The sequence below is a fragment of the Gramella sp. MT6 genome (assembly GCF_019357415.1).
GTDB lineage: Bacteria > Bacteroidota > Bacteroidia > Flavobacteriales > Flavobacteriaceae > Christiangramia.
This window is the reverse complement of record NZ_CP048410.1, coordinates 2339430-2351644: the sequence shown is the minus strand read 5'-3', so window position 1 is coordinate 2351644 and position 12215 is coordinate 2339430. Positions and strand designations below refer to the sequence as shown.

The following is a 12215-nucleotide window of genomic DNA, read 5'->3' as shown; positions in this document are numbered from 1 at the left end:
TTCGGTTAATAACTAATAAAAAAAGCCACTATTAAGTGGCTTTTTGCAAATATTTATGAGTTTATTTAATTATTTATCAAAATTTTAAACTCCCAGGGTTTAAATTGCATTTCCTCTCCTTCAGAAATTGAGAACTCAGAGTTGCTCATATAATCATGAAAATCCCCTGAAATTTCCGCAGTAAACGAAACAGGTTTCGCCGTCATATTAGCTACATAATATAATACAGATCCATTTTTCTCTCTTTTGAAAGCTAATACCTTCTCTTCGGCCGAAGTTTCAACATTAGAATATGCCGCGGCTTCCTTTGCTCCATGTAGAGCTGCAGTACTATTTTTCAATTCTCCAAGTTTTTCTAAAATCGGATAAACTTTCCCTTTTGTTTTCGGGATCGTATCTTTTTCAAAAAACAATAATCTTTTATCCATGTCATATTCCTGTCCGCTATAGATCAAAGGCATACCCGGAAGTGTATAAGTTAAAGCAAGCATGGCCTCTGAAGCTTCTCCCATTCTTTCGTTAGCCGTTCCGGCCCAGGAGTTCTCGTCGTGGTTGGTGACAAAATTCATTAGATAATCATCATCCTGAAAAGTCGTGTCTATCTTCTTCATATAATCGTCCCAGTCTTTCGCAGTTTTTTCGCCTTTGGCAATACTATTCATCAAATGATGACCTTCCCAGTTATAACCCATATCAAAGGCATTATGAAAAAGATCTTTAGGATTATCAGCTTCAGCCAGCATAAATACAGGCTTCTCCTCTTTTATCTTCTTTGCCGCTGTTTCCCAGAAATCTGTAGGAACCGAATGTGCCGCATCTGCTCTAAATCCGTCGATGTCATGCTCTTTTACCCAAAATAACATGTCTTCTATCATCGCTTCACGCAATTCAGGGTTGTCAAAATTGAGGTCGGCAACATCTGTCCAACCCCAGGATTCTCCGGTCTCATCATTAATTGGATCCACAACTTCACCTTTTTCGTTTTGGGTATACCAATCCTTATGATCTGTAAGCCACTGGTGATCCCAACCGGTATGGTTCGCAACCCAGTCCAGGATAACATACATTCCGTTCTCGTGTGCAGTTTCTACCAATTCGTCAAAATCTTCCATGGTCCCATGTTCAGGATTCACAGCCGTATAATCTGAGATCGCATAATAACTTCCCAAATATTTTTTACGCTCTTCAGGATCTTCAATATCTTCTACATCCCGGCCACCGGTGGCTTTCCTGTTCTTCATTGAAATAGGATACATCGGCATTAACCAGATCACCTTCACTCCTAATTCTTTAAGTTGTGGAATATCCTTGCTAAATGCATCGAAAGTACCTTCAGGTGAATATTGACGGATATTTGCTTCGTAGATAACGGCAGATTCCAGAATCTCATTATCTATAGGTGCCAGTTTTAAAGTATCCTCACCTGTGGCCTCCACTGAATCTTTTTTAGGTTCATCCTTACAGGAAATAAGCAATGAGACCGTTAAAAAGGCTAATAAAAGTCTTCTCATAACGTGTGTTTTTTAATTTTAAATGTGGTTATATTAATTTAATGATCATAGAGGTTTGGCCTTCTACGGAAAGTTTGTCCTTTAATTCGATAGTTTTTTCTGAAATAACATCGGTCCCACTAACGTGTGCTTTTAAACCTTCAGCATACCTGGATAGATCAAGTTCCCGGCTTTCTAAGCTATTATTGATAACTACCATCACCCTATCGTTCTCATTATATCTGAAATAAACGTAGACATTGTTATCTGGAAGGAATTGCAGCATTTTACCAAAGTGCAATACTTCATTGTTCTTTCTAAAATTCAATACTTTTTTGGTAAAGGAATGAAATGCATCCTGAGTTTCGGTTCTACCTTCAGAGGTAAAGGCGTTATTTTTATCATTTTCCCAACCGCCAGGAAAATCCCTTCTTATGTCCCCATCACCTTTTCCTTTATCACCACGCATTCCTATCTCGCTACCATAATATAACTGCGGAATTCCCCGGGTAGTTAAGATAAGGCTCATAGCCATTTTATATTTGGCCAGATCACCATCATAGATCTCATTGAATCTATTGGTATCATGATTTTCAGCAAAAACAAGAAGATTATTAATATCAGGATATAAAAAATCATTCACGAAATTATCGTACGCTTTGATCATTCCGCGATCCCAGGAGGATTCGTTTTCATTGAACATAGAACTAATCGCATCATGCAATGTAAAATCCATCACCGATGGTAAATGAGAATTATAGCTCTGTATAGCTCCAATCTCGCTATCCTTTTGCCAGTAGGAGATCTGTGCCTGATCATGCATCCAAACCTCTCCAACAATGTTGAAATCAGGATATTCATCCATGATCGCCTTGGTCCATTTGGCGATACCTTCTTTATCATTGTAAGAGTAAGTATCTACCCTAAAACCATCCAGACCAGCATACTCTATCCACCAGATCGCATTTTGTATGAGGTAATTCTGAACCAGAGGATTTCCCTGATTAAGATCTGGCATCGTACTCGTAAACCATCCATCAACACAATATTTAAAATCACGCCCAGACCTATGCGGATCGTATTGCGTGGTCATACGATAATTGGAATTTTCATATCCAGGGAATTGATGTATCCAGTCATAGGTTGGCAGGTCTTTGATCATCCAGTGCTCTGCTCCCCAGTGATTGGTTACATAATCCATAATTAGTTTCATGTCCCGATTATGCATTTCATCTGCAAGCCTACGGTAATCCTCATTTGTACCATATCTGGGATCTATCTTATATACATCACTTTGAGCGTAGGTATGGTAGGAATAACCCGCATCGTCATCTGCAAGTAATGGTGTACTCCATAAGGCCGTGATGCCCAGGTCTTCAAGGTAATCAAGCTGATCTATCACTCCCTGAAGGTCACCCCCATGGCGGCCGCCCTGTTCTCCACGGTTTGCTTTTTCCTGCATTTCGGGATGAGAATCGTTATTGAGATCACCGTTGGCAAATCTATCGGGCATGATCAGGTACATGGCGTCTGAGGCATCAAATCCATTTCTTTCCGCCGAACCCATTTCTCTATTCTTTAATTCATATTCTTGTTCAAATGAACTTTCCCCCTTTTTATTAAAACTGAAGGTATAATCCCCGGCTTTAAGATCGGCCGAATTAATAGTGACAAAAAGGTAATTTGGATTTTCGGTTCTGCGCACATTATTAATGATAACCGGTTCATCGGCACTTACATTGAATTCAGCAATATCCTTTCCATAGAACATGATCTGTAGTTCCGGCAAATTCATATCGCTCCACCAGAAGGGTGGTTCGATTTTTTCGATTTGACCATTAGAACTAAAACTCATAATAAAAGCAAGTAGGTATAAAAGTCTTTTCATTTTAGATTTTTAAAAGAAAAGCCCGTTCCGGGAAGGAACAGGCTTTGATTCATTTTAGATACTAACTGGAGAGCTGGGTGAAACTTCCACCTTTTTCCCATTTACAAGAATTTCCAGTGACTCTTCTCCTTCCAGAGAAAATTTGGTTTCCTTAGCAGAAACGTGAACTTTCAGTATCCTGTCTCTGAAATTGATCTTAAAGGAATAAGCATCCCACTGCTCAGGAATTTGAGGCTTGAACGAAAGCTGGTCATTTTCAACTCGCATTCCGCCAAATCCTTCTACAATACTCATCCAGGTACCAGCCATGCTCGTAATATGGCAACCTTCCTCTACTTCTTTATTGTAATCGTCAAGATCAAGTCTCGAAGTTCTCACATAGAATTCATAAGCCTGCTCCATTCTTCCTAATAACGCTGCCTGAATACTATGTACACATGGAGAAAGTGAGGATTCATGAACGGTTAATGGTTCATAAAAGTCGAAATGTTTTTCAAGCTCTTCCTTGCTGAAATGATCAGCAAAGAAATAGAATCCCTGCAGCACATCTGCCTGTTTGATATAGCAAGATCTTAATATCCTGTCCCAACTCCACTTTTGGTTAATAGGACGTTGTTTTTTATCCAGCTTTGAGACCGGGATTATTTCTTTATCAAGGAATCCGTCCTGTTGCAAGAATACTCCATGTTCTTCAGAATATGGGAAATACATTCCTTCTGCAACCTCTCTCCAGTTGGCCATCTCACCTTCATTCAGGGAGGTAAGTCCCATTACCCTGGTGTAATCTTCCTGGTGCCCATCCTTTACCTTGTCTATCATCTCCAGACAATATTCTATACACCACTTGGCGATATAGTTGGTATACCAGTTATTATTTACGTTATTCTCATATTCGTTAGGCCCAGTTACTCCAAGTATCACGTATTTGTTTTTGGCTTTGCTGAAATTTGCACGCTGATGCCAGAACCTGGCGATCGCGATCATTACTTCCAGTCCTTTTTCAGGAATATAACTAAAATCTCCGGTGAATCTAACATAGTTATAAATAGCAAAGACCATGGCTCCATTACGGTGTATCTCTTCGAAAGTGATCTCCCACTCGTTGTGGCTTTCTTCCCCGTTCATGGTCACCATTGGGTAAAGCGCACCACCATTCGAGAATCCTAATTTCTGAGCATTCTCTTTTGCCTTTTCTAGGTGGTTATGCCTGTAAGCAAGCAGTTTTCTGGCAACTTTCTGATCTTTAGTAGCCATATAAAAAGGAATACAGTATGCTTCAGTATCCCAATAGGTACTACCACCGTATTTCTCACCGGTAAATCCTTTTGGACCAATATTAAGTCTTTCATCCTTCCCCAGATAGGTCTGGTTCAGTTGAAAAATATTGAAACGAATTCCCTGTTGCGCCTTAACATCACCTGAAATTGTGATATCTGCCATTTCCCAGATTGAAGCCCAGGCCTCTTTTTGCTCATTCTTAAGCTTATCGAATCCTTTTTCAACGGCTTTATCCAGCACAAGAGAAGCGCCCTGAATAAGATCTGCTCTCTTATGATTCATATCGGTCACATAACCGGCATATTTTACGATTCCGGCAGTTTCCCCTTTGGCAACGTCTACTGAATATGAAAAAGTCACGCTATCTTCAGAAGTGTTAACTTCAGGAGACAACTCAACTTTTTTTCCTGATTTCAGAATTTCAGACTGCATATAAGTGCCTACATGAAACTCGGTTTTCAGAGTTTTTGAAACTATATATCCACGATCTGAATTTGTTTTAACTTCCAGTGTTTTCCAGAAACGTTCTTCCCAGTTAGCATCGGTATTGGTGATACTTCCGTCAAGGTAAGGTTCAAAACGAACGCTTGTATCCGCATTTAAAGGAGTCACTTCATATTTTATGGCACCTAATTCATCATTTACTATAGATAGAAAACGAACCGCCTTCACTTCGATCTGTGCACCACCTGATAAAGTAGCTTCAAAAGATCTCGCCAGGAAACCTTCTTTCATATTCAGTTCCCTTCGGAAGTTCTTCACCTCTTTACAGGTATAAAGATCTAAAGTCTCATCATTGATAAAAACATTGATCCCTATCCAGTTTGGCGCGTTCAGTACTTTCGCGAAATATTCCGGATAACCGTTCTTCCACCAGCCTACTTTCGTTTTATCTGGATAGAAAACACCTCCAATATAACTTCCCTGGAAACTTGGTCCCGAATAATGCTCTTCGAAATTGGCACGCTGCCCCATGGCACCATTACCTATACTGAATAAACTTTCTGAAGATTTTACTCGGCCCGTATCAAACTCTTCTTCTATGATCGACCATGCATCAGGTTTAATATAATCTTGATTCATTAGTTCTATTTTCTCAATAAGTTTTCTATAAATTCTATTTTAATCTCGATAAAATCTTGGAATACATGATCTGCTTCGTTTAGCACTCCTTTATCACCAATTCCAACACTTGTCATTTTTCCAATATTGGCAGCCTGAACTCCGGCTACCGAATCCTCGAAGACCACACAATCCTGTGGATCTGTCTTTAATTTATCTGCCGCGATCAAGAACACCTCTGGATCGGGCTTTGCCTTCTTCACATCTGTACCATCAACTATAGCGTCGAATTTATCATACAGATCTATTTTCTTTAATATTGGCCTTGCATTTTTACTGGCTGAACCCAGGGCGAAGGGCACATTATTTTCGGTTAGGTAATCCAACACCTTACGAACTCCGGGAAGGATTTCGTTAGCGTCCATTTTATCTACATAAGATAAGTAATTTTCATTTTTCATGGCCATTTGCCTTTCAAACTCATCTTCAGCAAGCTCCATATTACCCCATTTCAGAATCCTTTTTAAAGATTCTACCCGGCTTACTCCTTTTAATTGCTCATTTTGCTCTTCAGTAAAATCGAATCCAAGATCATTCGCCAGTTTTCTCCAGGCCAGAAAATGAAATTTGGCCGTATCTACTATTACTCCATCCAGATCGAATATGAATGCTTTATGATTGCTCATCTATATTTATTCTTTTGTTTGTTTGAACTCTTAAGGTTAAAAGTCCTGATAAGATCATGGAACAACCACCTACGATCAGCGCGTAGATTGGTTCTCCATTAAAAAGTTCTTTCACTAAAAATCCTAATATGGTCGCCGCCACTATCTGTGGGATCACAATAAAGAAATTAAAAACTCCCATGTAATAACCCATTTTTGCAGAGGGCAACGCGCCAGAAAGCATGGCATATGGAATAGATAAAATACTAGCCCAGGCTACCCCTACTCCTACCATCGCCAGTAACAGGCCAACTTTATCTCCAAGGAAATAAACTGAAATTAACCCTAAACCACCCACGGTCAAAGCAAGTAAGTGAGTCACCTTGTTGCTTGTTCTCCTGGCCAGCACCGGCAATAAAAATGCTACTGCTGCCGCAACTCCATTATAAACAGTAAACATCACGGTAACCCAGTCTGCCGCATCGTTATATAATTCTGAAGTAGTATCGTTGGTTCCGAAAACATGACCGGTAACTGCCGGTGTAGTATAGATCCACATAGAAAACAAGGCGAACCAAGAAAAGAATTGCACCCAGGCCAGTTGTTTCATAGCCGGTGGCATATTTAGCATATCGGTGATAATAATGGTAAAACCATTACGAACCTGTTTTTTACGCAGGGTAGAAACTACTATGAAAAGAATACCTGCAATGATAAGACCTACAAAAAGTATATATAATTCTTTGGTAAGCCCATTTTTGTAAATTAAAAATGAAATTATTGCTCCAATCAAGGTCATTACCACCCCGGCAATGAATTGGTTCCTTATGTTTTTAGACTTATCTACTACCTCAACCCGGGCCGGTTTATCCTTCATTTTTTCCTTTTCGAAGGCTGCCAGTTCTTCCGGGGAATATTCTTTAGATTTTATAACCGTCCATAGAACGGCTAAAAGGAAAACAATCCCTCCAACATAAAAGGACCATTTTACCGAATCTGGAATAATCCCTTCTGGTGCAGTATTGCTTATCCCGAACCAATTAGTGAACATATATGGTAATAACGATCCTACTACTGCTCCCACTCCAATAAAGAAGCTTTGCATAGCGAAACCAAGCGTCCTTTGCCTGTCGGGCAAATTATCTCCCACAAATGCCCGGAAGGGTTCCATAGAGATATTTATAGAAGCATCCATGATCCATAATGTACCCGCGGCCACCCATAAGGTTGGCGAGTTAGGCATAATGAATAATGCAATGGAAGATAAAATTGCTCCTATAAGAAAATAAGGCCGCCGTCGTCCCAATTTGGTCCAGGTACGGTCACTAAAATATCCTATAATTGGTTGAACCACTAAACCGGTTACCGGCGCGGCAATCCATAAGATCGGGATCTCTTCAACACTAGCTCCAAGGGTTTCAAATATTCTTGAAGTATTGGCATTCTGTAAGGCGAATCCAAACTGAATTCCAAGAAACCCGAAACTCATGTTCCAGATCTCCCAGAAGCTTAAGGTACGTTTACGCATATCGTAAATTTTAATGATCACGATAAGCACTATGACTTATCAAAACTTAAACAAGGTAGGAAGTAAAAATATAAGTTCTGATAAATTTCAACTGAGGCAAATATATATAATTTTTAAAATGCCCCGCCTATTTCTTTGATTTTGTTGAATTTCTAACCACCAAACCTGTTTCTACTATGATCGTTTTATAATAATCCTCCTCTGAAGGGGTACGCTCAAGCTTCTCTATTAATAACCTTGCCGACTCTTCCCCGATTCTCATTCCATGCTGGCTTACGGTAGTTAGGCTTGGTATAAACCTTTTGGAAAGCTCCCCGTCTGTAAATCCAATTACCGAAACATCTTCAGGTACTTTTTTCCCCTGTTCCTGTATCGCTTTGATCGCTGAAATCGCAAAATGTTCATTCACCGCGAATACTCCATCCACATCTTTTTCCTTTAAAAATTCGGCTATTTCGGCTTCAGAATCCTCCATCTCTTCGATCTTTAGAACCAGATCTTCTTTATATGGAAGTCCGTTCTCTTCCAGCGACTCTTTATATCCCTTGGTACGTAATTTACCAACACTAACATAGTCTACAGTAGAGATCAATGCGATATTGCGGCATCCTATATCAACTAAATGCTGAACCGCCTTTTTACCACCGGTAACATCATCTATGATCACCTTGTCACAGGCAATATCCTCAACCACTCGATCAAATAATACCAAAGGCATCCCCTGGTTGATGGCTTCAACTAAATGGTGGTAGTCTCCTTTTTGCATGGTCTCCTTAGCGAGTGAAAGGATGAAACCATCTGTGCTTCCATTCGCCAGCATTTCCATGTTTAGTACTTCTTTATCGAAGGAGTTATCTGAAAGGCATACAAATACATTATATCCCATTTCATTAGCTACTTTCTCTACTCCACTTATTACGGTGGTAAAAAAGTGATGAACGATCTCGGGAATAATAATACCTATGGTCTTGGTCTTTCTATTCTTAAGACTAAGAGCGATATTATTAGGTTTATAATTATAATGTTTAGCAAAAGCTTTGATCTTTTCGCGCGTTTCTTCCCCTATTTCAGGACTATCTCTCAAAGCTTTTGAAACTGTAGATATAGAAACATCTAATTCTTTCGCAATTTTCTTTAGGGTAAGTTTTGGCTTCATTTAGTTCCGATATTCTTTATTTAGGGTAGGTCTGATTTTGAATCCTTCAAATTTACCATATTTATATTATTAATGCCTTAACATCAAAAAGTTTTCAACACGAAAACGTTTTCGTCGCAGTGCTGGCGCTAAATTCCCGATTATTGGTAATCATTTTACATACATTTAACCTCAGGAAGTAAAAATATAAGGTTAATTTTTAGTAAAAACCAATAGAAAATTTATGAGAACTTTATTTAAAAGCACATTGTTTTTGCTGTTGATGCTACCAATGAGCTTTTTTGCCCAAAACACCGTTAGCGGGACTGTGACCGAAAGTGGCACAGGAATGCCCATTCCTGGTGTAAACGTAATTGTTCAGGGTACCAGCAACGGTACTACAACAGATTTCGATGGTAACTATTCCATCGATAATATTTCTGAAGGTGATGTACTATCATTTTCTTTTTTAGGATTTTCTACTCAACAGATCCCTTATAACGGCCAGTCTAATATTAATGTACAGCTTGATGAAAATCAGGCTGCATTAGATGAAGTGGTTGTTATAGGTTATGGTTCTGTAAGTAAAAAAGACGCAACCGGAGCAGTAGCCCAGGTTGGAACCGAAGACTTTAACCCGGGACCCGTACAAACCGCAGGACAGCTTATCACAGGTAAAGTAGCCGGTGTTAATGTAACTTCCGGTGGTGGAGCGCCTGGGGAAGGTCAAACCATTAACATTAGAGGACAGGGATCACTTTCCCTTACCAGTTCACCACTTATTGTGGTAGATGGAATTCCTTTAGCAGATGAAGGCGTTAGCGGTTCAAGAAACGCTTTAGATTTCATTAACCCTAATGATATTGAAAGCATGACCATCCTTAAAGATGCGTCTTCTACCGCTATCTATGGGTCTCGTGCCGCAAACGGGGTTATTTTGATAACCACCAAAAAAGGAAAAGGTAACGACTTCAGATTTAATTTTTCTACCTCCTCTATCCTTTATACTCCTACAGATTATGTAGATGTATTAGATGGAGATCAATTCAGAGCTTTAGTAAATGAAGTAGGTAGTGATGCAGCTATCGCAAGATTAGGAACAGAGAATACAGACTGGCAGAAGCAGATCTATAACGAAGCTTTCGGGTCTGAACACAACTTTAGTACAACTGGAAGAATTGCAGATTTTATGCCGGTTCGTGCTTCTTTAGGTTATACAGACCAGGATGGTATTTTGAGAGGTGATAATTTCACTAGAACTACTGCTTCTGTGAACCTTAAACCTACTTTCCTTGATAGTCATCTTACGGTTGAATTGAACGCTAGAGGTATGTATACCGAAAATACTTTCGCTAACAGAGATGCTATTGGAAGTGCCGTAGGCTTTGATCCAACACACCCAATCTATGATGAAAACTCACCTTTTGGGGGATACTACACCTGGTTGAATGCAGATAATGTTCAGATCAACCTGGCTCCAACAAACCCGGTTGCTCAGATCAATTTAAAAGATGATACTTCAGAAGTAAGAAGATTCATTGGTAATGCTAAGGTAGATTATGACCTGCATTTCTTCCCTGACCTTACGGCTACCGTGAACGTTGGTTTAGATAAATCTAACAGTAACGGTAGGGTGATCACTTCAGATCAAATGCCATCGGCATCTTTAGACTGGAATGGTTCTTACACTACTTACAGCAATGAGTCTACCAACGAATTGTTCGATGCTTATTTAACTTATGATACCGATTTCGACCTTCATTCTGTAAATGCAGTGGCTGGTTACTCATATCAGAGTTTTGAAGACTACAGGTATAACTATGATAGTGAAGCTCAGGAAGATGGTCTTGATTTTGAATTCGTAGATAAATGGAGAAGCGTACTTCTTTCGTATTTTGGAAGACTAAACTATAACTATGATAACAGATACCTATTTACGGCTACTTTAAGAGCAGATTCTTCTTCAAAATTGAACCCTGATGACAGATGGGGTTATTTTCCATCTTTCGCACTTGCCTGGAATTTAAACAATGAAAATTTCCTTGCCGGATCAAATGCTATTAATCAACTTAAATTAAGACTTGGTTATGGAGAGATAGGTAACGTTAACGGGCTTGGAGATTATAATTTCCTTACAAAATATACCGGTAGCCGCTCTGATGCTAATTACCAGTTTGGAAACCAGTATTACCAGACCTACCGTCCGGAAGAATATAATGAAAACCTAAGATGGGAAGTTGGAAAGACCTATAACATTGGTCTTGACTACGGCTTATTCAACAACCGAATTTCCGGTTCTGTAAATGCCTATTTAAAGAAAACTGAAGATCTTATCAGTTTTGTAACTGTAGACCCATTTACCAATTTCTCTAATGGTATAGACAATAACATCGGAGATATGGAAAACCGAGGAGTTGAATTTGAAATTAATGTAGTTCCAGTACAAACGGAAGATTTCACATGGAGTATTGGTTACAACATTAGTTATAATGAAAATGAGATCACCAGACTTCCAGATGAAGTACAAACAGGTGATATTGATGGAGGTACCGGTAACACTATTCAGTTGCACAAAGAAGGACATTCTCCTTTTAGCTACTGGGTTTTCAAACAGGTATATGATGAGGCCGGAAGACCAATCGAAGGTGCTTATGTAGACAGGAACGGAGATAACCAGATAAATGATGACGATAAATATCTATATAAGGATCCTTATGCAGATATCATCATGGGTCTGAATACTAACCTTAATTATAAGAGCTGGGATCTTGCCATAGTATCCAGAGCGAATATTGGCAACTATGCATACAACAACATGGCATCCAGTAGATCTTATGAATTGCGTGCTACAGAGAACAGCGTACTAAGAAACCTGCATTCAGATTATTACAATACCGGTTTTGTTTCTTCGACTGAAACTAACCTGTTAAGCGATTACTATATTCAGGATGCATCATTTTTCAGGTTAGATAACATTACGCTGGGTTATACTTTACCAGAGATCTTTAGCGAATCTTCTTTAAGGATCTACGGTTCTGTTCAGAATGTATTGACTATTACCGATTATGAAGGTTTAGATCCTGAAATCAACCAGGGAATAGATAACAATTTCTATCCAAGACCAAGATCTTTCGCTATTGGTGCAAATCTTAATTTTTAAAAAAATAGT

Annotated in this window: 7 protein-coding genes; 1 reads left to right on the top strand and 6 read right to left on the bottom strand. The window is 39.2% G+C overall.

The window, feature by feature from the left end:
• Positions 1–65: 65 nt before the first annotated feature.
• From G3I01_RS10565 to G3I01_RS10540, 6 genes are all read right to left on the bottom strand, one after another.
• Entirely contained in the window at positions 66–1511 is a 1446-nt protein-coding gene (locus tag G3I01_RS10565) for an alpha-amylase family glycosyl hydrolase (protein ID WP_219547640.1), read from the bottom strand.
• Positions 1512–1539: 28 nt separating this feature from the next.
• Positions 1540–3378, bottom strand: a complete 1839-nt coding sequence (locus G3I01_RS10560; protein WP_219547638.1) for a glycoside hydrolase family 13 protein — start codon at positions 3376–3378, stop codon at positions 1540–1542.
• A gap of 54 nt (positions 3379–3432) precedes the next feature.
• Positions 3433–5739, bottom strand: coding sequence for a glycoside hydrolase family 65 protein (locus tag G3I01_RS10555; RefSeq protein ID WP_219547636.1), 2307 nt, complete (start codon positions 5737–5739; stop codon positions 3433–3435).
• Between the two features lie 5 nt (positions 5740–5744).
• A complete protein-coding gene (pgmB, locus tag G3I01_RS10550; RefSeq protein ID WP_219547634.1) occupies positions 5745–6404 on the bottom strand; it encodes a beta-phosphoglucomutase in 660 nt (219 codons plus the stop codon).
• Positions 6391–7911 (bottom strand): MFS transporter, encoded by a 1521-nt coding sequence (locus tag G3I01_RS10545; protein ID WP_219547632.1) that lies wholly within the window; start codon positions 7909–7911, stop codon positions 6391–6393. The genes pgmB and G3I01_RS10545 overlap by 14 nt, the downstream gene beginning before the upstream one ends.
• Before the next feature lie 127 nt (positions 7912–8038).
• Positions 8039–9067, bottom strand: coding sequence for a LacI family DNA-binding transcriptional regulator (locus G3I01_RS10540; protein ID WP_219547630.1), 1029 nt, complete (start codon positions 9065–9067; stop codon positions 8039–8041).
• A 223-nt stretch (positions 9068–9290) separates the two neighbouring features.
• Here G3I01_RS10540 and G3I01_RS10535 point away from each other — a divergent pair, with 223 nt between their 5' ends.
• Positions 9291–12206 (top strand): TonB-dependent receptor, encoded by a 2916-nt coding sequence (locus tag G3I01_RS10535; protein ID WP_257710563.1) that lies wholly within the window; start codon positions 9291–9293, stop codon positions 12204–12206.
• Positions 12207–12215 lie beyond the last annotated feature (9 nt).

What these genes read in the sequence shown, in the direction of transcription:
- pgmB (WP_219547634.1), bottom strand. Translation starts at nt 6,404, where the DNA reads ATGAGCAATCATAAAGCATTCATATTCGATCTGGATGGAGTAATAGTA.
- G3I01_RS10540 (WP_219547630.1), bottom strand. Translation starts at nt 9,067, where the DNA reads ATGAAGCCAAAACTTACCCTAAAGAAAATTGCGAAAGAATTAGATGTT.
- G3I01_RS10565 (WP_219547640.1), bottom strand. Translation starts at nt 1,511, where the DNA reads ATGAGAAGACTTTTATTAGCCTTTTTAACGGTCTCATTGCTTATTTCC.
- G3I01_RS10535 (WP_257710563.1), top strand. Translation starts at nt 9,291, where the DNA reads ATGAGAACTTTATTTAAAAGCACATTGTTTTTGCTGTTGATGCTACCA.
- G3I01_RS10555 (WP_219547636.1), bottom strand. Translation starts at nt 5,739, where the DNA reads ATGAATCAAGATTATATTAAACCTGATGCATGGTCGATCATAGAAGAA.
- G3I01_RS10545 (WP_219547632.1), bottom strand. Translation starts at nt 7,911, where the DNA reads ATGCGTAAACGTACCTTAAGCTTCTGGGAGATCTGGAACATGAGTTTC.
- G3I01_RS10560 (WP_219547638.1), bottom strand. Translation starts at nt 3,378, where the DNA reads ATGAAAAGACTTTTATACCTACTTGCTTTTATTATGAGTTTTAGTTCT.